Annotated in this window: 16 protein-coding genes and 4 tRNA genes; 7 read left to right on the top strand and 13 right to left on the bottom strand. The window is 61.4% G+C overall.

Going from position 1 to position 20573, the window contains the following annotated elements:
• Nucleotides 1-28: 28 nt before the first annotated feature.
• The 5 genes from Q1W70_RS17450 to Q1W70_RS17430 all read right to left on the bottom strand — a co-directional run bounded on the left by Q1W70_RS17450 (nt 29) and on the right by Q1W70_RS17430 (nt 2910).
• A complete protein-coding gene (locus tag Q1W70_RS17450; protein ID WP_166591659.1) occupies nt 29-2071 on the bottom strand; it encodes a c-type cytochrome in 2043 nt (680 codons plus the stop codon).
• Between the two features lie 308 nt (nt 2072-2379).
• Nucleotides 2380-2456, bottom strand: a tRNA-Asp gene (locus tag Q1W70_RS17445).
• A 19-nt stretch (nt 2457-2475) separates the two neighbouring features.
• A tRNA-Val gene (locus Q1W70_RS17440) sits at nt 2476-2551 on the bottom strand.
• A 187-nt stretch (nt 2552-2738) separates the two neighbouring features.
• A tRNA-Asp gene (locus Q1W70_RS17435) sits at nt 2739-2815 on the bottom strand.
• Between the two features lie 19 nt (nt 2816-2834).
• Nucleotides 2835-2910: transfer RNA gene (locus Q1W70_RS17430), tRNA-Val, on the bottom strand.
• Between the two features lie 159 nt (nt 2911-3069).
• On the opposite strand from Q1W70_RS17430, the gene rdgC reads away from it, so the two are divergent.
• The 3 genes from rdgC to sugE all read left to right on the top strand — a co-directional run bounded on the left by rdgC (nt 3070) and on the right by sugE (nt 5529).
• The gene (gene rdgC, locus Q1W70_RS17425) at nt 3070-3990 is read left to right on the top strand and encodes a recombination-associated protein RdgC (RefSeq protein WP_166589078.1); all 921 of its coding nucleotides are present in this window, start codon (nt 3070-3072) and stop codon (nt 3988-3990) included.
• A 137-nt stretch (nt 3991-4127) separates the two neighbouring features.
• A complete protein-coding gene (locus Q1W70_RS17420) occupies nt 4128-5093 on the top strand; it encodes a bile acid:sodium symporter family protein (protein WP_166589079.1) in 966 nt (321 codons plus the stop codon).
• A gap of 118 nt (nt 5094-5211) precedes the next feature.
• Nucleotides 5212-5529: a quaternary ammonium compound efflux SMR transporter SugE gene (gene sugE, locus Q1W70_RS17415; protein WP_166589080.1), complete on the top strand. Its 318-nt coding sequence runs from the start codon at nt 5212-5214 to the stop codon at nt 5527-5529.
• A gap of 55 nt (nt 5530-5584) precedes the next feature.
• On the opposite strand, the gene Q1W70_RS17410 is transcribed toward sugE, so the two are convergent.
• The 3 genes from Q1W70_RS17410 to Q1W70_RS17400 form a co-directional block, all read right to left on the bottom strand.
• On the bottom strand, nt 5585-7459 hold the full coding sequence (locus Q1W70_RS17410) for an MFS transporter (protein ID WP_166589081.1): 1875 nt from the start codon (nt 7457-7459) through the stop codon (nt 5585-5587).
• 72 nt (nt 7460-7531) lie between these two features.
• Entirely contained in the window at nt 7532-8683 is a 1152-nt protein-coding gene (locus Q1W70_RS17405) for a TDT family transporter (RefSeq protein ID WP_166589082.1), read from the bottom strand.
• Between the two features lie 105 nt (nt 8684-8788).
• Nucleotides 8789-9100 (bottom strand): cupin domain-containing protein, encoded by a 312-nt coding sequence (locus tag Q1W70_RS17400; protein WP_166589083.1) that lies wholly within the window; start codon nt 9098-9100, stop codon nt 8789-8791.
• 198 nt (nt 9101-9298) lie between these two features.
• Between Q1W70_RS17400 and Q1W70_RS17395 the strand changes: the two genes are divergently transcribed.
• Nucleotides 9299-12769, top strand: a complete 3471-nt coding sequence (locus tag Q1W70_RS17395) for a hybrid sensor histidine kinase/response regulator (RefSeq protein WP_166589084.1) — start codon at nt 9299-9301, stop codon at nt 12767-12769.
• A 115-nt stretch (nt 12770-12884) separates the two neighbouring features.
• On the opposite strand, the gene Q1W70_RS17390 is transcribed toward Q1W70_RS17395, so the two are convergent.
• Complete coding sequence (locus tag Q1W70_RS17390) at nt 12885-14249, bottom strand: DNA recombination protein RmuC (protein WP_162530235.1); 1365 nt, start codon at nt 14247-14249, stop codon at nt 12885-12887.
• 175 nt (nt 14250-14424) lie between these two features.
• A complete protein-coding gene (locus tag Q1W70_RS17385) occupies nt 14425-14748 on the bottom strand; it encodes a sel1 repeat family protein (RefSeq protein ID WP_166589085.1) in 324 nt (107 codons plus the stop codon).
• Nucleotides 14749-15619: 871 nt separating this feature from the next.
• On the opposite strand from Q1W70_RS17385, the gene Q1W70_RS17380 reads away from it, so the two are divergent.
• From Q1W70_RS17380 to Q1W70_RS17370, 3 genes are all read left to right on the top strand, one after another.
• Nucleotides 15620-15844 (top strand): hypothetical protein, encoded by a 225-nt coding sequence (locus tag Q1W70_RS17380; protein WP_007898912.1) that lies wholly within the window; start codon nt 15620-15622, stop codon nt 15842-15844.
• Between the two features lie 277 nt (nt 15845-16121).
• Nucleotides 16122-16604 carry a hypothetical protein gene (locus tag Q1W70_RS17375; protein WP_166589086.1) on the top strand — a complete coding sequence of 161 codons (483 nt, stop codon included), beginning with the start codon at nt 16122-16124 and terminating at the stop codon, nt 16602-16604.
• 145 nt (nt 16605-16749) lie between these two features.
• On the top strand, nt 16750-18021 hold the full coding sequence (locus Q1W70_RS17370) for an OmpP1/FadL family transporter (protein WP_166589087.1): 1272 nt from the start codon (nt 16750-16752) through the stop codon (nt 18019-18021).
• A gap of 87 nt (nt 18022-18108) precedes the next feature.
• Here the strand turns inward: Q1W70_RS17370 and Q1W70_RS17365 are convergent, their stop codons facing one another.
• From Q1W70_RS17365 to Q1W70_RS17355, 3 genes are all read right to left on the bottom strand, one after another.
• A complete protein-coding gene (locus tag Q1W70_RS17365) occupies nt 18109-18660 on the bottom strand; it encodes a glutathione peroxidase (protein WP_166589088.1) in 552 nt (183 codons plus the stop codon).
• Nucleotides 18661-18850: 190 nt separating this feature from the next.
• Nucleotides 18851-20059, bottom strand: a complete 1209-nt coding sequence (locus tag Q1W70_RS17360; protein WP_436799866.1) for an MFS transporter — start codon at nt 20057-20059, stop codon at nt 18851-18853.
• 52 nt (nt 20060-20111) lie between these two features.
• The gene (locus tag Q1W70_RS17355; RefSeq protein WP_166589089.1) at nt 20112-20516 is read right to left on the bottom strand and encodes a MarR family winged helix-turn-helix transcriptional regulator; all 405 of its coding nucleotides are present in this window, start codon (nt 20514-20516) and stop codon (nt 20112-20114) included.
• Between the last annotated feature and the right edge of the window lie 57 nt (nt 20517-20573).

Raw genomic sequence — 20573 nt, 5'->3', positions numbered from 1 at the left:
AGGTGACTGGCGTGCGGCCCATCAGGGCTCAGTACCGGGCATCCTGTGGCTTGCCGCCTTTTGGCCAGTCCTTGTGCTTGTCCGGGAAGTCCGGACGGGGTTGGTGGGAGAAGTACTCGGCGACGTCTACCGCCTCCTGATCGGAAAGCCCACCCTGCCCCAGCGGGAACTGTTCGTGAAAGCCGATCGGCATGTTGCGTTTGACGAACGCCGCAGCGGTATAGGTGCGCGCCATGCCAGCGCCGATGTTGAACGACTCCTCGCCCCACAGCGGCGGGAACACCCACTCGCCCTTGGCACTCTTCAGCCCTTCGCCCTCAGTGCCATGGCACACCGCGCATTGCTTGGCGTAGACCCGCTCGCCGTTGGCGCGGTCAGGCTTGATCGCCGGATCGATCTTGCCGACGCCACGCCCGGCCACCTTGTCCCCGGCCTGGGTGTTGCGCTTCATCCAGTCGAAATAGGCAATCATCGCCTGCATGTCCGCCGACTCGACGGGCAGCGGCTTGCCATCCATCGAACGACGGAAACACCCATTGATGCGCTCGGCCAGAGTGATTTCCCGTCCCACACGCGGCGCATAGCTCGGGAAGAACGCCGAGACCCCGACAAACGGCGAGCCATCGGCCACGGTGCCGGCATTGAGGTGGCAACTGGTGCAGTTCAAGGCGTTGCCGACGTTGTCCGGCAACAGGGCCTTGGTCTGCAGGTGCAGGCGCATGCCCCGCACGACCTGCGGGGCATTGGGCGCCACCAGCATATCGGCCAGGCGTGGGGTTTCGAAGGTGACGGGCCCGTCCACCGGCTTGAGCTGGCCGCGCAGCTGTTTGACCTGGGCGGCAGTGATCGTTGAGCCCTCATTGCCCCAACTGGTGCGCACGAAGCTGAGGATCTCAGCGATCTCGTCATCGGCCAGCCGGGCAAACCCAGGCATGGTGTAGACCCGCGGGTGGGTCTGGGTCTCGGCGGTTTTCCAGCCCGTCAGGGTAATGTGCAGCAACGACGTCGGATCGGCCGAGGCCACGCTCGGGTTGCCTGCCAGTGGCGGGAACATCGCCGGCACACCGCCGCCATCCGCGCGGTGGCAGTCGGCACAGAACTGCGTGTAGCCCAGGCCGCCACGGCTGCTGTACAGCGTCGCCGGAGGAGCTGCCGGGGCCAGCGGCAAGGACGGTGGCGGCAGGTCATCCGGGCCGGCCGGCAGCGACTTGAGGTAGGTCGCGATGGCGGTCAGGTCATCATCGGTAAAGTGCTGGGTGCTGTGATGGATCACTTGCGCCATGTTGCCGGACACCGTGGCAAATCGGTTCTGCCCGGTCTTGAGCAACTGCACGGTGTCTTCCACCGTCCACAGGTTGCGCAAGCTGAGTGCGCGCCAGTGCTCGACGGTCTCCCCGGCCAGGTAGTGCTTGCCGCTGGTACCGGCGTCACTCATGGCCTTTTCCTGGAAGGCGATACCCCGTGGGGTATGACAAGCACCGCAGTGTCCCAGGCCCTGCACCAGATAGGCACCACGGCTCACCTGTGGGTCCTTGGCCGGGTCCGCGACAAAAGGAGCGTCATCGACGAACAGCTTGTTCCAGAACCACAGCCCCCAACGCTGGTTGAACGGCCAGCTCATGTCCGCCTGCAGATTGGCCTGCTTGACCGGGCTGACCCCCTGCATCAGGTAGGCATACAGGGCCCGCATATCCGATTCGCTCATCTTGGCGTAGGACGGGTACGGCATCGCCGGATAGAGGTTGTCGCCCGCCGGCGTCACCCCCTGACGCATGGCCCGGTCAAACTGCTCGAAGGTGTAGCGGCCAATGCCCGTCTCTGGATCGGGGGTGATGTTGCTGGAATACAGGGTGCCCATGGGCGTTGTCAGTTCCAGGCCGCCGGCCATCACCGCGCCGTCCTTGGCGGTGTGGCAGGCAATGCAGTCGCCGAGTTGGGCCACATACTTGCCTTGGGCGATCAACGGGTCGGCCTGGGTAGCCGCTGCCGACGACGGCTCGCTGGCGTGGAGGTGGTGCACAAACACTAACGACGAAACCAGCACGGCCAGTCGCGGCAAATTCAGATCCATTGAAAACACCCCTTATGGCATCGGCGTCGGGTTTTCCCGTTGGCCAGGTGCCACTGCTTTTTTATAGGTTCAGCAAACGGCAACCGCGATGTGCAGCGCCCAAGTACTTTCTATAGGAATTGGCCGGGGTGGCCGTTGACATGTATCAGGCGCAGTCCGAATGGACGGCGGCGAATGGGGTTTGGCCCGCAAGGCCAAGGTGTTCCGAGGGCGCGAACGCAAGTTTGCTAAACCCCAGACAGCAAAAAGCCCGCACTGGGCGGGCTTTCTGTGGTGACCTGGCGTTCAGTGGTCCAGGTTACCGAATATGGCGCAGCGGACGGGACTCGAACCCGCGACCCCCGGCGTGACAGGCCGGTATTCTAACCGACTGAACTACCGCTGCGCTAAGCGTTGAAAGTAAATGGTGGGTGATGACGGGATCGAACCGCCGACATTCTGCTTGTAAGGCAGACGCTCTCCCAGCTGAGCTAATCACCCTTTACCTTCGTTGCGGGACACATTATGCCACAGGTTTTTATAAAGTGTTGATTTAATTGAAGTATTTTTCAAATAAATCTAAAAACCGGTGAAACATGCTTCCTGCAGGAACTTCGGACAGAAAAAAACCCGCCTAGGCGGGCTTTTCCGTGGTGACCTGGCGTTCAGCGTTCCAGGTTACCGAATATGGCGCAGCGGACGGGACTCGAACCCGCGACCCCCGGCGTGACAGGCCGGTATTCTAACCGACTGAACTACCGCTGCGCGTAACACTTGAAACGAATGGTGGGTGATGACGGGATCGAACCGCCGACATTCTGCTTGTAAGGCAGACGCTCTCCCAGCTGAGCTAATCACCCTTCGCTTCGGTGTGGCGCGCATTCTACGGAGCGACCCCACCTCTGGCAAGCACTTTTTTAAATAATTTTTTCAGGCCTTCCAAAGGCTTAGCGAAGGGTTGGCCTATTGAGCTGCGCGGAGAATAATGCCCCCCTTTGTATAAAGGAGAGACTCACCCCATGTGGTTCAAAAACCTGCTTATCTATCGCCTGACCCAAGATCTGCCTGTTGATGCCGAGGCGTTGGAAACTGCACTGGCCACCAAGCTGGCGCGTCCATGTGCAAGCCAGGAGTTGACCACCTACGGTTTCGTCGCGCCGTTCGGCAAAGGCGAAGATGCCCCATTGGTGCATGTCAGCGGTGATTTCCTGCTGATCAGCGCACGCAAGGAAGAACGCATCCTGCCAGGCAGCGTCGTGCGTGACGCACTCAAGGAAAAAGTCGAAGAGATCGAAGCCGAGCAAATGCGCAAGGTCTATAAGAAGGAACGCGATCAGCTCAAGGATGAAATCATCCAGGCGTTCCTGCCGCGTGCCTTTATCCGCCGCTCGTCGACCTTCGCCGCCATCGCGCCGAAGCAGGGCCTGATCCTCGTCAACTCGGCCAGCCCGAAACGTGCCGAAGACCTGCTGTCCACCCTGCGCGAAGTGATCGGCACCCTGCCGGTGCGTCCGCTGACGGTGAAAATGTCGCCGACCGCAACCATGACCGAATGGGTCACCACCCAGAAAGCCGCGGACGACTTCTTTGTACTGGACGAGTGTGAACTGCGCGACACCCACGAAGACGGCGGCATCGTGCGCTGCAAACGTCAGGACCTGACCAGCGAAGAAATCCAGCTGCACCTGAGCACCGGTAAAGTGGTGACCCAACTGTCCCTGGCCTGGCAAGACAAACTGTCGTTTGTCCTCGACGACAAGATGGTGGTCAAGCGCCTGAAGTTCGAAGACCTGCTGCAAGACCAGGCGGAACAGGACGGCGGCGACGAAGCCCTGGGTCAACTGGATGCCAGCTTCACCCTGATGATGCTGACCTTCGGCGAATTCATCCCGGCACTGGTAGAAGCGCTGGGCGGCGAAGAGACTCCGCAAGGCATCTAAAGCCTGGCGATCTCTCCTGTAGGAGCGAACTGGCTCGCGATGGTGTGTCAGGCAAATGAGTGACGCCTGATACACCATCGCGAGCCAGCTCGCTCCTACAAGTGTTTTATGGTGTAACTAATAATAAGGAGCAGGTCATGCGCGCATTGGCAGCATTGAGTCGTTTTGTCGGCAACACCTTTGCTTACTGGGTACTGATTTTTGCAGTCGTGGCATTCCTGCAACCGACGTGGTTCATCGACCTGAAAAGCGCCATCGTGCCACTGCTGGGCCTGGTGATGTTCGGCATGGGCCTGACCCTCAAGCTCGAAGACTTCGCCGAAGTCGCCCGTCATCCGTGGCGCGTGGCGTTGGGTGTGGTCGCACAGTTCGTGATCATGCCGGGCATGGCCTGGTTGCTGTGCCAGGTGTTCAGCCTGCCACCGGAAATCGCCGTCGGGGTGATCCTGGTGGGTTGCTGCCCAAGCGGTACCTCCTCCAATGTCATGACCTGGCTGGCCCGGGGCGACCTCGCACTCGCGGTAGCCATCTCCGCCATCACCACGCTGCTGGCCCCACTGCTCACCCCGACGCTGATCTGGTTGCTGGCTTCGGCCTGGCTGCCCGTCTCGTTCATGGACTTGTTCTGGTCGATCCTGCAAATCGTCCTGCTGCCTATCGTGCTCGGCGTGATCGCACAGCGCGTGCTCGGCGCACGGGCGCGTTATGCAGTCGAGGTCTTGCCACTGATTTCGGTGGTAAGCATCGTCATCATCGTGGCCGCAGTGGTCGCCGCCAGCCAGGCGAAAATTGCCGAATCCGGCCTGCTGATCATGGCGGTAGTGATGTTGCATAACAGCTTCGGCTACCTGCTGGGCTACCTCACCGGCCACCTGTTCAAATTGCCACTGGCGCAACGTAAAACCCTGGCACTGGAAGTCGGCATGCAGAACTCCGGCCTCGGTGCCGCCCTGGCCAGCGCGCACTTCTCGCCGCTGGCAGCGGTACCCAGCGCCCTGTTCAGCGTCTGGCACAACATTTCCGGCGCCCTGCTCTCGACCTATTTCCGGCGCATGAGTGAGAAACAGGACCGGGAGCTTGCGGCACAACAAGCGGCTGACTGACGCGGGCACTTGATCCCCGGTTTAATGATGGGCACTATACTGCGCAACGCGAGGACGACCTCGCGGCTCGATCGAGTCATTAATCTGGGGACGACCCCGTCAATCGATGGAGGTTTGCATGTCCTGGATCATTCTGTTTTTCGCCGGTCTGTTTGAAGTCGGCTGGGCCGTTGGCCTGAAGTACACCGACGGCTTCAGCCGCCCTCTGCCCACCGCCCTGACCATCGCCGCCATGGTCATCAGCCTCGGCTTGCTGGGGCTGGCGATGAAGGAATTGCCACTGGGCACTGCCTACGCGATCTGGACGGGCGTAGGCGCAGTGGGCACGGTCATCGCCGGGATCATCCTGTTTGGTGAATCCATGGCGCTGTTCCGCCTGGCCAGCGTTGCGCTGATCATCGCCGGGCTGGTCGGGCTGAAGATCAGCGCGGCCTGATCCGCTGGATAAAAAACGCCCGCATAACGCGGGCGTTTTTTTTATCGGCGCACGTCTAACGCACCGTCCCCCGCAACTCGCTCACCCGCGCCTGCAACTGCGCCGGCGCGGCCGCCTCCACGGCCACCGGCGGGCCTGCCACCAGGGTCACCCGCGACCAGAGCCGATGGAAGAAACCCTTGTTCGGGTCGCGGCTGAAAAAGCTGCCCCACAACCCTTGCAGGGCCAATGGAATCACCGGCACCGGGGTCTGCTCGAGAATCCGCGTCAGCCCGCCCTTGAACTCATCGATCTCGCCGTCAGCGGTCAGTTTGCCTTCCGGGAAGATGCACACCAGCTCGCCGTCCTTCAGGTACTGGGCGATGCGGCTGAAGGCCTTTTCGTAGATCTGAATGTCTTCGTGGCGCCCGGCGATGGGAATCGTCCCCGCGGTGCGGAAGATGAAGTTCAGGACTGGCAGGTTGTAGATCTTGTAGTACATCACGAAGCGAATCGGCCGACGCACCGCGCCGCCAATCAACAGTGCATCAACGAAGGACACGTGGTTGCACACCAGCAACGCCGCGCCCTCGTCTGGGATCAACTCGAGGTTACGGTGCTGCACGCGGTACATGGAGTGGCTGAGCAGCCAGATCATGAAGCGCATGCTGAACTCGGGGACGATGCGGAAGATATAGGTGTTCACGCCGATATTGAGCAGCGACACCACCAGGAACAACTGGGGAATCGTCAGCTTGGCCAGGCTCAGCAGGACAATCGAAACGATCGCCGAGACCACCATGAACAGCGCGTTGAGAATGTTGTTGGCGGCAATCACCCGCGCCCGCTCGTGTTCGGCCGTGCGCGACTGGATCAATGCATACAGCGGCACGATGTAGAAACCACCAAACACCCCCAGCCCGAGAATATCCAGGAGCACCAGCCAGGTATGTGCAAAGCCGAGCACGTCGAGCCAGCCATGGCCCTGGACGCTGTCCGGAATACCGCCGGAGTGCCACCACAGCAACAGGCCAAACACCGTCAGGCCAAAGGAGCCAAAGGGCACCAGGCCAATCTCGACTTTGCGCCCGGAGAGTTTCTCGCAGAGCATCGAGCCCAGGGCAATCCCCACCGAAAACACCGTCAGGATCAGGGTCACCACGGTTTCGTCGCCGTGCATCCACTCCTTGGCGTACGCCGGGATCTGCGTCAGGTAAATCGCCCCGACGAACCAGAACCATGAGTTGCCGACAATCGAGCGCGACACCGCTGGCGTCTGCCCCAGGCCCAGGCGCAAGGTGGCCCAGGACTCACTGAAGATATTCCAGTTCAGCCGCAGCTCAGGCGTGGAGGCCGCCGCACGGGGGATACCACGACTGGCCAGGTAACCGAGCACCGCGATGGCGATGATCGCCGTGGAAACGATGGGGGCGTAGTGACTGGAGGACATCATGATCCCGGCACCGATGGTCCCGGCGAGTATTGCCAGAAAGGTGCCCATTTCCACCAGGCCATTGCCGCCGACCAATTCTTCTTCGCGCAGCGCCTGGGGCAATATCGAATACTTCACCGGACCGAACAGCGCCGAGTGGGTGCCCATGGCAAACAACGCCAGCAGCATCAGCCACAGGTGATCGAACATGAAGCCGACCGCGCCCACCGCCATAATGGCGATTTCTCCCAGCTTGATCAGACGGATCAACGCGTCCTTGGCGAACTTTTCCCCGAACTGCCCGGCCAGCGCCGAAAACAGAAAGAACGGCAGGATAAACAGTAGCGCGCACAGGTTGACCCAGATCGAGCGGTCGCCCTCAATGGCCAGCTTGTACAGAATGGCGAGGATCAACGACTGCTTGAAGATGTTGTCGTTGAACGCCCCGAGCGATTGCGTAAGAAAAAACGGCAGGAAACGCCGCTTGCGAAGCAAGGTGAACTGCGAAGGTTGACTCATCTTCCATGTCCCTGAATGGCTTGGATGCTCTTATTGGAATGTCGCTGAGCGATCCAGGCCACAACCTTAGGACTATTTTTTCAATCCGGCGATGCACGGCGAGACAAACAACTCACCGCGCCAGGCACCTTGCACCGTACGCTTGGCGACGATCAGCCACAGGCTCGCCAGCAGCATCACCAGCACCGAGCCGAACACACTGAAGAAGAGCAGATTCAAGGTGCTCGCCAGTTTCAGGGTGGCCAGCGAATAGACCCCCAGCGGGAAGGTAAAGCCCCACCATCCAAGGTTGAAGGGAATGCCGTCGCGCAGGTAGCGCAGGGTAATCAGCACGGCCATCAGCATCCACCACAGGCCAAACCCCCACAGGGTGATGCCGCCGATCAGCCCCAACCCCGCTGCCACCTCTCCCACTCCCGGCATGCCATTGGCCGCGAAGATCGCCGGCCCGTCACCGCCCAGCAGCAACATGCCCAGCGCCCCGGTGCCGATCGGCCCCAACGCCAGCCAGCTCGACGCCGCCATGTTCTCGTGGGGCAATTTGTGCAAGGCCATGCGCAACAACAGGATGGTCAGGATGCTGAACGCCACCGGCAGCGAAAAGGCCCACAGCACGTAGCTGGTGCAGAGCATCACCAGTTGCCCATGGGCGTCCGCCAGGTGCGGGGCCAGCAGGCCACCGCTGGCTGCCGCGACTTCCGCCGCCACCACCGGCAACAACCACACGGCCGTCATCTGGTCGATGCTGTGCTCCTGACGGGTGAACATCATGTAGGGAATCAGCACGCCGCAGGCCAGCGACATGGCTACGTCAATCCACCACAGGACTTCAGCCACCTGGACCACCTCCTGGCCCCAGCGCGGCACGCCAAACACCAGGAAACCATTAATGATGGTGGCCAGGCCCATGGGAATGGTGCCGAAAAACATCGACACCGTGGAGTGGGCGAAAATCCGCCGCGCCTCATCAAAGAACAACACCCAGCGCGCGGCATACAACACGCTGAACAACACAAACAGACCTATGTTGAACAGCCACAGGCCCTCGGCGAACACCCGCAGTCCGGGGATCGCGAGCGGCAACTGGGCCAGGGCCAATGCCAGCACCCCGGTGCCCATGGTGGCGGCGAACCAGTTAGGTGTGAACTGGCGAATCACTTCGCGCGGATGCTGCAACTGGCTCAAGGGTCGGTTGAGAATTTTGTGGCGAGTGGCGCATTGCATACTGAGCTCCTGTCCCCTGATGAGGTAGAGCCCATGATAGAACCGGATCGAATATCTATATAACGGGTAATATCTCTAACTGTTATCTATTTTGCAGATATGCGCTTACACACTGCCCTCGGATTCGACCACCAACACCCGCGCCGGCCCTTGTGGGTGAGCCACGTGCTCGGTGCCCACCGCCGCGTAGAAAATATCCCCGACCTCCAGCAAAACGGCCTGCTCGACACCGTTCTCGCGGTAGCGCATCTGCACCTGTCCATCGAGCACCACAAACACTTCCTGGCCATCGTTGACGTGCCATTTGTATGGCTGGTCCGTCCAGTGCAGGCGGGTGGTGATGCCATTCATGTTGGCAATATCCAGCGCCGCCCAGGCACGTTCGCCGGTAAACGCTTTGCTGCGGATGATCTTCATGGGTGGGGGTAATCCTTGGGCACGGTACTGATGGATGACCAAGGCTAACGCAAATGCGATGCTCAGGCTCGGCTGGCACACGATCGCCCTGCGACACCCCGCCACGCTGAGACCTTGGTCGACACTGACGCCGCCTGAACATCGTGCGAGACTGTCCGACCGGGCTGCAATCCCGGGCGTCTTTTGCCAGGAGTTTCCATGTCGTTGTCCAGCGGGCTGATCGCCGCCGTCGCCCTGGCCTATATGGCCATCATGTTCGCCATCGCCTTTTATGGCGACCGCCGCAGCACGCCGCTGCCGCCGCGCATGCGCGCCTGGGTGTACAGCCTGTCGTTGGCTGTCTATTGCACCAGTTGGACCTTCTTTGGGGCGGTGGGCCAGGCCGCCGAACAGCTCTGGTCGTTCCTGCCGATTTACCTGGGGCCGATCCTGCTGCTGGTGTTCGCGCCTTGGGTCCTGCAAAAAATGGTGATGATCAGCAAGCAGGAGAACATCACCTCGATTGCCGACTTCATCGCCGCCCGCTACGGCAAATCCCAGTCGCTGGCGGTGGTGGTGGCGCTGATCTGCCTGGTCGGGGTCCTGCCTTACATTGCCTTGCAGCTCAAAGGTATCGTCCTGGGGGTCAACCTGCTGATCGGCGCCGGCGCCGACGCCATGGGCACCCGCGCCCAGGACACGGCGCTGATCGTGTCGCTGATCCTGGCGTTGTTCACCATCGTCTTCGGCACCCGCAACCTGGATGCCACCGAGCACCACCGGGGCATGGTGCTGGCAATCGCCTTTGAGTCGCTGGTCAAGCTGTTCGCTTTTCTTGCTGTCGGCGCATTTGTCACCTACGGCCTGTACGACGGCTTCGACGACCTGTTCGACCAGGCCATGCTCGCCCCGCGCCTGGAGCAATACTGGAAGGAAACCATCAACTGGCCGTCGATGGTGGTGCAGACCGGTGTGGCGATGATGGCGATCATCTGCCTGCCCCGGCAGTTTCACGTCACGGTGGTGGAGAACATCGAACCCCAGGACCTGCGCCTGGCGAAATGGGTATTCCCCGCCTACCTGGCCCTGGCCGCGCTGTTCGTGGTGCCGATTGCCCTGGCCGGGCAAATGCTGCTGCCCAGCTCGGTGCTGCCCGACTCCTTCGTCATCAGCCTGCCACTGGCCCAGGCCCATCCGGCCCTGGCGCTGCTGGCATTCATCGGCGGTGCCTCGGCCGCCACCGGCATGGTGATCGTTGCCAGTGTCGCGCTGTCGACCATGGTGTCCAACGACATGCTGCTGCCGTGGCTGCTGCGGCGCAAAAACGCCGAGCGCCCGTTCGAAGTGTTCCGCCACTGGATGCTCTCGGTCCGCCGCGTGAGCATCGTGGTGATTCTGCTGTTGGCCTATGTCGCCTATCGCCTGCTCGGCTCCACCGCCAGCCTGGCCACCATTGGCCAGATCGCCTTTGCCGCGGTCACCCAGCTGGCGCCTGCGATGCTTGGCGCGCTGTACTGGAAACAGGCCAACCGCCGCGGCGTATTCGCCGGCCTCGCCGCCGGTACCTTCCTGTGGTTCTACACGCTGATCCTGCCGATTGCCGCCCACAGCATGGGCTGGTCGCTGAGCAGTTTCCCCGGCCTCGGCTGGCTGCACAGCAACCCGCTGAACCTGCCGATCACCCCGCTGACCCAGGGCGTGGTGCTTTCCCTCGCGGGCAACTTCACCCTGTTCGCCTGGGTCTCGGTGCTGTCCCGCACCCGGGTCTCGGAACACTGGCAGGCCGGGCGCTTCATCGGCCAGGAGATCAGCGCGCGGCCCAATGCCCGCTCACTGCTCGCGGTGCAGATCGACGACCTGCTGCAACTGGCGGCCCGTTTCGTGGGCGAAGAACGAGCGCGGCAGAGCTTCATCCGCTTCGCCTATCGCCAGGGCAAAGGCTTCAACCCGAACCAGAATGCCGACGGTGAATGGATCGCCCACACCGAGCGCCTGCTCGCCGGCGTCCTGGGGGCTTCATCGACCCGTGCCGTGGTGAAAGCCGCGATTGAAGGCCGGGAAATGCAGCTCGAAGACGTGGTGCGCATCGCCGACGAAGCCTCGGAGGTGCTGCAGTTCAACCGCGCACTGCTGCAAGGCGCAATCGAGAACATCACCCAGGGCATCAGCGTGGTCGACCAGTCGCTCAAGCTGGTGGCCTGGAACCGCCGTTACCTGGAACTGTTCAACTACCCCGACGGGTTGATCAGTGTCGGCCGGCCGATTGCCGACATCATCCGCCACAATGCCGAGCGCGGCCTGTGCGGCCCTGGCGAGGCGCAAGTGCACGTGGCCCGCCGCCTGCACTGGATGCGCCAGGGGCGCGCCCACACGTCCGAGCGGCTGTTCCCCAACGGCCGGGTGATCGAGTTGATCGGCAACCCGATGCCGGGTGGTGGTTTTGTCATGAGTTTCACCGACATCACCGCGTTCCGCGAAGCCGAGCAGGCGCTGACCGAGGCCAACGAAGGCCTGGAGCGCCGCGTCACCGAGCGGACCCACGAACTGTCGCAACTGAACGTCGCCCTGACCGAAGCCAAAGGCACGGCCGAGTCGGCCAACCAGTCGAAAACCCGCTTCCTCGCGGCGGTCAGTCATGACCTGATGCAGCCCTTGAATGCGGCGCGCCTGTTCTCTGCGGCCCTGTCCCACCGTGACGAAGACCTGAGCCCGGAAACCCAGCAACTGGTGCAGCACCTGGACAGTTCGCTGCGCTCGGCCGAGGACCTGATCAGCGATCTGCTGGACATCTCGCGCCTGGAAAACGGCAAGATCAACCCGGATCGCCAGCCCTTTGTGCTCAACGAACTGTTCGACACCCTGGGCGCTGAATTCAAGGCCCTGGCCCGCGAACAAGGCTTGAAGTTCCGCCTGCGCGGCAGCCGCCTGCGGGTCGACAGCGACAGCAAACTGCTGCGCCGGGTGCTGCAGAATTTCCTCACCAATGCCTTCCGCTACGCCAAGGGCCCGGTGCTGCTGGGGGTACGCCGCAAGGGCGACCAACTGTGCCTGGAAGTCTGGGACCGTGGCCCGGGGATCCCGGAAGACAAGCGCCAGGTGATCTTCGAAGAGTTCAAGCGCCTGGACAGCCACCAGACCCGCGCCGAGAAAGGCCTGGGGCTGGGCCTGGCGATTGCCGACGGCTTGTGCCGGGTACTCGGCCATCAACTGCAAGTGCGTTCATGGCCGGGCAAAGGCAGCGTGTTCAGCGTCAGCGTGCCGCTGGCTCGCGCCCAGGCCAGCGCCCCTGGCAAGGTCGCCGAGCTCAATGGCCGCCTGCCCACGGGCGCGCAGGTGCTGTGCGTGGATAACGAAGACAGCATCCTGATCGGCATGAACAGCCTGCTCACGCGCTGGGGCTGCCAGGTGTTTACCGCACGCAACCGCGAGGAATGCGCGACGCTGCTCGACCAGGGCATGCGCCCGCAACTGGCGCTGGTGGACTACCACCTCGATGACGGCGAAACCGGGACTCAATTGATGGCCTGGCTGCGCACCCGCCTCGGTGAGCCGGTGCCGGGCGTGGTGATCAGCGCCGACGGCCGCCCCGAGATGGTCGCCCAAGTGCACGCCGCGGGGCTGGATTACTTGGCCAAGCCGGTGAAGCCAGCGGCCTTGCGCGCCTTGTTGAGTCGGCATTTGCCACTGTGACCATCACCCGGGCGACGCTCCCCGTCGCAGCTGTCGGGCAACGCGAGGCTGCGTCCGACGGCGCAGCCGGCGCCAGATCGGACACCGGGTCGATTGGCTAGGCGAGCGCCCGGGGTTACTCGGGCAATTCAGCCAGGCCGTCGACATCGGTCATCGCCCGCTCCAGCAAGTCCGCTGGCAGGCTCTTGCTGGCCCGTGCGCCGAGCAGTTTGAGCTGCTCGCTGCGGCTGACCAGGTTGCCACGGCCCTCGGTCAGCTTGTTGCGGGCCGCGCTGTAGGCTTTATCCAACTGCTGCAAGCGATTGCCGACTTCGTCCAGGTCCTGGATGAACAACACGAACTTGTCGTACAGCCAACCCGCACGCTCGGCGATTTCCCGGGCGTTCTGGCTCTGGCGCTCCTGCTTCCACAGGCTGTCGATCACCCGCAGGGTTGCGAGCAAGGTGGTCGGGCTGACGATCACGATATGCCGATCGAAGGCCTCTTGAAACAGGTTCGGTTCGGCCTGCAGCGCTGCGGAAAACGCCGCTTCGATGGGCACGAACAACAACACAAAGTCGAGACTGTGCAGGCCTTCAAGGCGCTTGTAATCCTTGTCGGACAAGCCTTTGACATGGTTGCGCAAGGATTGCACATGCTGTTTGAGAGCCGCCTGGCCAAGCGCCGCATCCTCGGCCGCCACGTACTGTTGATAGGCCGTGAGGCTGACCTTGGAGTCGACCACCACTTGCCTGTCGCCCGGCAGGTAAATCAACACGTCCGGCTGGAAACGCTCGCCATCCGGGCCCTTGAGGTTGACCTGGGTCTGGTACTCGCGACCCTTCTCCAGGCCCGCATGCTCCAGCACCCGCTCCAGAATCAACTCGCCCCAGTTGCCTTGGGTTTTCTGGCCCTTGAGGGCACGGGTGAGATTGGTTGCCTCGTCACTCAGGCGCAGGTTCAGTTGCTGCAGGCGCTCCAGCTCCTTGCCCAGGGAGAAACGCTCGCGCGCCTCGGCCTGATAACTTTCCTCGACGCGTTTTTCGAAGGATTGAATGCGCTCCTTCAGCGGGTCGAGCAACTGGCCCAGGCGCTGCTGGCTGGTCTCGGCAAACCGCTGCTCACGCTCATCAAAGATCTTCCCCGCCAGCTCGGCGAACTGCGCGCGCAGCTCATCGCGTGAACCTTGCAGGTCGTTGAGGCGCTGTTGATGGCTGTCCTGTTGCTCGCGTAATTCGGCATTCAGCGAAGCGGCCTGGGCATCCAGGCGCCGCAGCTCGGTCTCTTTGCTGTTGCGCTCGAGGTTCCAGGCGTGGGCCGCGTCACGGGCGTTGTCGCGCTCGATCTGCAGCAGCTCGACTTCCCGGCGCACGGCCGCCAGCTCGGCTTGCTTGCTGGCGTTGGCTTGCCCCAGGTCGCTGATTTCATCGCGGCAGGCATCCAGTTGCGCACTCAGGCCGTCCTGGGCCAACTGGGCGGTACCCAGACGCTCCTCCAGCAGCGCCCGGTCGGCCTGCGCCAGGCTCAGCCGGCGCTGCAGTTGCCACGCCAGAAACAACAACGGCAACCCAGCGCCCGCCAGACCGAGCAACACACTGGTCAAGTCCATAGCCATGACGACTCCTGCCGAAGAATTAAAGCCCGAAGGTTAACCAAGCCGCCGGGGCTTGGACAGCTCAGTCTTCGATCTGCCCGAGCTCGCGCAGGGCCCGCCGGTCACCGGCACGTGCGGCCTGGCGCAGCAGGTCCTGGCCAATGCGGCGGTCGCGGGCATTGCCACACTCGCGGCACATCAACTGGCCCAGGCGACTTTGTGCGGCCACCACCCCTTCACGGGCAGGCGCCTTGAGCAAACGCCCGGCAAAATGTTTGACGTTCGGGTTTTCGCCCAGGCGGGGACTGTCAAGCAACCACTCGGCCACTCGCATCGACATGCGCTTGGGGGCGGTAACACCTGGGGGTGGGGAGGTAACAGAAGTTGATACTGAGCGAAACTTCATAAAGCACTGCGGGACAGATCGGAAGGCGCGCCACTTTACTCCTTTTTTCGTACGGGTAAAGCCGAAAAAAACCCGGCACGCCCGTCCTAGAGCAAGCGCTCGGGACAATCCACAGAAGCTGTGGATAACTCAGTGGACAACCCGCCCCGAACTCGCCAGAAGCCCTGTGGAATGGGGCTCCCGCTCAAACTGACGATTTTTTCACCAGTAAAAAAAAGCGATGTTTTTCATTGACTTAAATTTTCACTACAGGCACCCACTGTGCCCAGCGGGGAAATGCCGGTGGGGGGACACCCTGCCCGCCTGTTGTGCACAAGTACCTGTGCACTGGTTATATCGCCGCACTTTTTGTGTGCGTTTTGCCTGGCAGAGGTAACAACCCGGCAAACGTAAGCAAATGTTTTTTTGCCTATCACACTTCCCTTAAGCAATTCAATCCGTTAGTATCCGCAGCGTTAGTACCAAGCTGAAAGTCAATTCTGGTCGAACACCTCCCGCGGTAAACCTTCCCTAAAGAGAAGCCTCTACCGACATCACGGGATCGACCACCTCGATGGTTTCCAGGTAACGCTTGCGACAACACAGCCTTTGAATCGAATGCAAAGGGTGTTGCGAAGCTCACTTACTCTGACCGAACCAACCTGCAGATTGATCAGGATCTTCACCCCGGGCCCAGAACCTTTGCCCTTGATGTGTTGCCTGCCCTCCTAAGTACCTACCTGCCGGCCCAAGCGCGCACATTTAATAGCGCTTCAACTGGCTGCTTTGTTCCAGTCGGGTTCTTCGTTCGATCAATGGTGATCGACGTTACTGGAACGTTTTAACGCTGCACGGATCAGATTCCGTGTCATTTGCAGGAACACTAATAATTATGTCGACTCAAATCCATACTCAGGATGCCATTCGCACCCTAACCAACGCTTTTGCCCCAATGAACTGCCTGATCATGGCCGCTCGCAAAGGCTGCTTCAGCTTCACGCTGGTTAACGAACACGGCATCGCTCGTCACAGCGAACGTCTGTACCCCGACCAGTACTCCAGCGCTGAGCCGCTGCAGGCCGTGATCGAGCGTACTCGCCAGGCACTGGTTGCCTGAGACGTCGAAAAGGCTGAACACCCCAAAAGCCTCGCTGAAAATGCGGGGCTTTTTATTGCCTGATATTTCCCCCTGCCGTGCCCTGGCTTAAGCACCAACCGATATAAGGGTTATAACTGCGAGCTGGAAATATTTTAAAAACAGTCCTTTACAGCAAGAATATGACACTACACTTCAACTCAAGCGGCATGATCCGCTTCCGGCGAGCCTGAGTCGACCTACCGCTGCCAAGCCCCCCATTCAGGTATCGCCGCTCACTTAACGTTTCGAGGGCCTTATGGGTATCGCTGCCAGCGAACTGAGCCGTTTTGTGATCCGTCCTACCTTGATTTACCTGGGACGACACAGCACGACCGCCGAATCCCTGCTGCTGGGTGTCGCCGCCAGCCAGTCAGCCTTAGGCTCCGCCCTGCATGACCGCCGTGGCCACGGCCTGTACCGGATTGCCGAGCTTCGCCACCAGGCCCTGTGGGATGACTACCTGGCCCTGGATCCGGAGCGTGCCAGCCTGGTACGCGGCCTCGCCAGCCAGCATGCTTTCCTCAGCGGCCCGCACCTGGAACTGACGGTCAACCTGCGCTACGCCACGGCCATTGCCTGGCTGCTGATCGAAGAGCAAAACACCCCGCTGCCCGAACCCGACGATCTGTTGGGCATGGCCCGAATCTGGCGCCAGACCTTCCAACCCCAAGGACGCCTGCGCGACTTCACGTGCGCATGGCGCGCCTGTGTTTCACCGATGAATCAGGTCGCCTGCTGACCGGGCATTTTGCAAGATCGGCGAAAAAGCTACGATTTTGGTCGGATTGTCCTACAAAACCGCTCTATCTCAAGCATTACCGGCTATAGCGCTGAGTCGAAAATGTTGGTAATTTTCGCCCCGGTGATCACCCGGAGTTCTAATAATGAAAAAAGTCATGCTCAAAACCACCCTTAGCCTCGCCGTTACCTTGGCATCCACCCAGATCTTCGCAGCTGGCTTTGCCATCAACGAACAAAGCATCAGTGGGATGGGTACTGGTTTCGCCGGGCGTTCTTCTGTCGCTGAAGATGCAAGCACAATTTTCGGTAACCCGGCCGGCATGTCGCGCCTCAAGCGCGAACAAGTCACCGGCGGGGTCGCCATGCTCGATGCCCACACCGACATCAGCAATGCCAGCTCCAGCCCTAACAATGGCACCAACCAGGGCGACATGGTTCCGTTCATTGCCGTCCCAATGGGCTACTACGTCAAGCCGATCGATGACCAGTGGGCCGTCGGCGTTGGCATGTACGCGCCGTTTGGCCTGGTCACCGACTACGAGAACGGTTTTGCCGGCAAATACTTCGGCAGCAAGAGCGACGTAAAAGTCGTGACCCTGCAGCCAACTGTTTCCTACGCATTCAATGACAAGGTCTCCATCGGTTTTGGTCCGACCATCAACCGTATCGAAGGCAAGCTGGAATCCGACCTGTCGATTACCCAGGCAGCACCCGATGGCCACGTGCGCATCAAGGGTGACGATACTGCCCTGGGCTACAACATCGGGGTCCTGGCCCAGTTGACCGACAGCACCCGCGTCGGCCTGACCTACCACTCGAAAGTGAAGTACAAGCTCGAAGGCAACACCAAGGTCAACTACGGCCTGCTGCCGCTGGTTGGCCAGAGCAAGGACCAGAAGTACGACGCGTCCCTGGACCTGACCACCCCTGAGTCGGTGGACTTCTCGGTGACCCACGCCCTGGACGACCAGTGGACCCTCTACGCAGGCAGCACCTGGACTCGCTGGAGCCGCCTGAAAGAAATCACCGTGGAGAACAAGGGCGTACCTGGCGTGCTGGGTTCGCAGTTCGGCGAAATCACCGAAGAGCAGAACTGGCACGACACCTGGGCGCACGCCATCGGTGCTTCGTACAAGCTGAACAAACAGTGGGTACTGCGTACCGGCCTGTCGTTTGACCAGGCCCCGACCAACAACGTCGATCGCTCCCCACGCATCCCGACTGGCGACCGTACCATCTTCAGCCTGGGCGCCGGCTGGAGCCCAACGGAAGACCTGACCATCGACGTGGCCTACTCCTACCTCAAGGAAGAAGCCGTCAAGGTCAACAATAAAAACGACCGTGGCCAGACCTACAACGCCAAGTATGAAAACTGGGCAAACGGCTTTGGTGTGGGCGCGACCTACCGCTTCTGATTCACCGCGTGCCTGAACGGCGCGCAGGCTGAACAGCAAAAAGCCCCGCTCTCGGGTTCAGAGGCGGGGCTTTTTGCTGGCTGGCATTCAGGGTTTCGACGCCAGCGCCTGCTCCACTGCCGCGATGAATTCCGGGCTTTCGGGCTTGGTCAAGCTGGAAAAGTTGGCGATCACGTTGCCCTGGCGATCCACCACATACTTATAGAAATTCCACTTCGGCGAACTGCTCTGCTCGGCCAGCACCTTGAACAGATGGGTAGCGCTGGCGCCGCGGACTTTCTGCGGCTCGGTCATGGTGAAGGTCACGCCATAATTGACGTAGCAGACCTTGGCCGTCTCGGCACCATCCCCGGACTCCTGCTTGAAGTCATTGGACGGCACGCCAAGCACTTCCAGGCCTTGGTCCTTGTAGCGCTGGTAGAGCGCCTCGAGGCCTTTGAACTGCGGAGCGAAACCACAGAAGCTGGCAGTGTTGACTACCACCAGCGGTTTGCCGGCGTAACGCTGGCACAGCTCAATGGACTCCTTGGCATGCAGCTTGGGCAATGAGCCCGACAGCAATGCCGGGCACTCGGCGCCCAACGCCGGGACAGCGACCAGCAACAGCAGAGCGGGAACAGCTAGCCAGCGCATCGGCATATCGGGTGTCCTCGAGAAATCGTCAGAGGGCGACGTTACTCGCCCTGCACAAATGATAGCAAGTGGCTATTTAACAGGCTCCCAGTCCCAACTGCATCATGGCCAGGCCACCCTGGTGCCAGCCCCACCAGGCCAGCGCCAACAGCAGCGCGACAGCGGCCGCCGCCACCAGTCTTGAGGGCGATCCGGCTCATGCCGCACTTGCCTGGGCTTGCAAGCGCGCCACCGGACGCTCACGCACCGGCCAGTTCAAGGCCGCAGCCAGCAGGCTGAGGAGAATCGCCACTTGCCAGATCAAGTCATAGTTTCCTGTTCGGTCATACACCACCCCGCCCAACCAGCCACCGAGGAACGAACCCAACTGGTGAAAGAGGAAGACGATACCTCCCAGCATAGAGAGATTTCGCACACCGAACAGGGTCGCCACCGTACCGTTGGTCAAAGGCACCGTCGACAGCCATAGGAAACCCATCGCCATGCCGAACAGGTAGGCGCTGGTCTGGGTCACCGGCATCCACAGAAACAGCCCGATCACCACCGCACGCAGCAGGTACAGGCCGGTGAGCAGGCGCGGCTTGGACATGCGCCCGCCAAGCCAGCCGGCGGTGTAGGTGCCGAAGATATTGAACAGACCAATCAAGGCCAGCACCGTGGTGCCGACAGTGGCCGGCAGATGCTGGTCCACCAGGTAGGCCGGCAAGTGCACGCCGATGAACACCACCTGGAAACCACAGACAAAAAAGCCGAACGCCAGCAGCCAGAAGCCGGAGTGCGAACAGGCCTCGTGCAGGGCCTCCTTCAGTGTCTGCTCATGCCCCAGCACCGGCAGTGGCTTGTCCTTGAGCATACTCACCAGCGGCACAATCAACGCCACCAGCACACCCAGCACCAGCAACGCACTGGACCAGCCCAGCCAGCCGATCAGGCCCAGGGTGCCGGGCAACATGGCAAACTGGCCGAAAGAGCCGGCGGCACTGGCGATCCCCATGCCCATGCTGCGCTTCTCCGCCGGCAAGGCACGCCCGACCACGCCGAGAATCACCGAAAACGATGTGCCGGACAGGCCGATACCGATCAACAGGCCGGCACTGAGCGACAGCGACAGCGGCGAATCGGCCAAGCCCATGAACACCAGGCCCACCGCATACAGGACACCGCCCACCAGCACAACTTTCGCCGCACCGAAGCGATCCGCCAGCGCGCCGGTAAAGGGCTGTGCCAGGCCCCAGATCAGATTCTGCAAGGCGATGGCAAAGGCAAACACTTCACGCCCCCAGCCGAACTGCTCACTCATCGGCGGCAGGAACAGGCCGAAGCCATGCCGCACGCCGAGGGCCAACGCCAGAATCAGCGCACTTGCGAGTAACACCCAACCACTGGTACGCCACATCGATGTCATTATTCTTCTCCATTCGCGGGTATATACCCGCTTAAACTCGAAAAAACCCGCTTCATGCGAGTTCGTCCAGCAAGGCCAGCAACGTTGCGCGCTTCTCGGCGCCCAACCGATCGATCAAGCGTTGTTGCGCCGCTTCCCAGGCCGGCAAAGCCGCCGCCAGGCGCTCACGCCCAGCCTCGGTCAATTGCACGATGCGGTTGCGCTGGTCTTCACCCTCGACCAACCGCACCAGCCCTTCGCCTTCCAGCACCCGCAGGTTACGCCCCAGGGTGCTGCGATCCAGGCCCATGGCCTCGGCCAGGGTGGAAATACTCGGCTGATCCAGGCGCTGCAGATTGCACAGCAAAGAATACTGGGCAACATTGATCCCGAAGCCATCGAGGGCGCCGTCGTAATGCCTGCTGACGCCACGGGCGGCGCGACGCAGGTTGGTGCATAAACACTGAGAGGCTAGCATGGTGCGTGTATATACCCGCGTTTGACTTTATGCAAGCTTTGCTTACGATTTCCCGGT

Origin of the sequence: Pseudomonas kielensis (assembly GCF_030505375.1) — a bacterium.
In the GTDB taxonomy this organism is placed as follows: Bacteria; Pseudomonadota; Gammaproteobacteria; order Pseudomonadales; family Pseudomonadaceae; genus Aquipseudomonas; species Aquipseudomonas kielensis.
This window is presented reverse-complemented; position numbering and strand designations above follow the sequence as displayed.

What these genes read in the sequence shown, in the direction of transcription:
- Q1W70_RS17450 (WP_166591659.1), bottom strand. Translation starts at nt 2,071, where the DNA reads ATGGATCTGAATTTGCCGCGACTGGCCGTGCTGGTTTCGTCGTTAGTG.
- rdgC (WP_166589078.1), top strand. Translation starts at nt 3,070, where the DNA reads ATGTGGTTCAAAAACCTGCTTATCTATCGCCTGACCCAAGATCTGCCT.
- Q1W70_RS17420 (WP_166589079.1), top strand. Translation starts at nt 4,128, where the DNA reads ATGCGCGCATTGGCAGCATTGAGTCGTTTTGTCGGCAACACCTTTGCT.
- sugE (WP_166589080.1), top strand. Translation starts at nt 5,212, where the DNA reads ATGTCCTGGATCATTCTGTTTTTCGCCGGTCTGTTTGAAGTCGGCTGG.
- Q1W70_RS17410 (WP_166589081.1), bottom strand. Translation starts at nt 7,459, where the DNA reads ATGAGTCAACCTTCGCAGTTCACCTTGCTTCGCAAGCGGCGTTTCCTG.
- Q1W70_RS17405 (WP_166589082.1), bottom strand. Translation starts at nt 8,683, where the DNA reads ATGCAATGCGCCACTCGCCACAAAATTCTCAACCGACCCTTGAGCCAG.
- Q1W70_RS17400 (WP_166589083.1), bottom strand. Translation starts at nt 9,100, where the DNA reads ATGAAGATCATCCGCAGCAAAGCGTTTACCGGCGAACGTGCCTGGGCG.
- Q1W70_RS17395 (WP_166589084.1), top strand. Translation starts at nt 9,299, where the DNA reads ATGTCGTTGTCCAGCGGGCTGATCGCCGCCGTCGCCCTGGCCTATATG.
- Q1W70_RS17385 (WP_166589085.1), bottom strand. Translation starts at nt 14,748, where the DNA reads ATGAAGTTTCGCTCAGTATCAACTTCTGTTACCTCCCCACCCCCAGGT.
- Q1W70_RS17380 (WP_007898912.1), top strand. Translation starts at nt 15,620, where the DNA reads ATGTCGACTCAAATCCATACTCAGGATGCCATTCGCACCCTAACCAAC.
- Q1W70_RS17375 (WP_166589086.1), top strand. Translation starts at nt 16,122, where the DNA reads ATGGGTATCGCTGCCAGCGAACTGAGCCGTTTTGTGATCCGTCCTACC.
- Q1W70_RS17370 (WP_166589087.1), top strand. Translation starts at nt 16,750, where the DNA reads ATGAAAAAAGTCATGCTCAAAACCACCCTTAGCCTCGCCGTTACCTTG.
- Q1W70_RS17365 (WP_166589088.1), bottom strand. Translation starts at nt 18,660, where the DNA reads ATGCCGATGCGCTGGCTAGCTGTTCCCGCTCTGCTGTTGCTGGTCGCT.
- Q1W70_RS17360 (WP_436799866.1), bottom strand. Translation starts at nt 20,059, where the DNA reads ATGACATCGATGTGGCGTACCAGTGGTTGGGTGTTACTCGCAAGTGCG.
- Q1W70_RS17355 (WP_166589089.1), bottom strand. Translation starts at nt 20,516, where the DNA reads ATGCTAGCCTCTCAGTGTTTATGCACCAACCTGCGTCGCGCCGCCCGT.